Origin of the sequence: Bacillus cereus group sp. BfR-BA-01381 (genome assembly GCF_022663555.1) — a bacterium.
GTDB lineage: Bacteria > Bacillota > Bacilli > Bacillales > Bacillaceae_G > Bacillus_A > Bacillus_A pacificus.
Window position 1 is genome coordinate 1 of the sequence record NZ_JAKUFR010000367.1, and the last position, 210, is coordinate 210.

Genomic DNA, 210 nt, shown 5'->3' on the forward strand with positions numbered 1-210 from the left:
ATGTTAACCACTACACCACGGGACCATTTGGTTGCGGGGACAGGATTTGAACCTGCGACCTTCGGGTTATGAGCCCGACGAGCTACCGTGCTGCTCCACCCCGCGATGATATAAATAGCTTGGCGACGTCCTACTCTCACAGGGACAAGGTCCCAACTACCATCGGCGCTAGAGAGCTTAACTTCCGTGTTCGGTATGGGAACGGGTGTG

General features: G+C 55.2%; 1 tRNA gene and 1 rRNA gene. Both read right to left on the reverse strand.

Annotated elements, in window-relative coordinates:
- Positions 1 to 28 precede the first annotated feature (28 nt).
- Positions 29 to 105 (reverse strand) — tRNA-Met (locus MR079_RS29070).
- A 12-nt stretch (positions 106 to 117) separates the two neighbouring features.
- Positions 118 to 210, reverse strand: a 5S ribosomal RNA gene (gene rrf / locus MR079_RS29075); the annotation flags it as partial.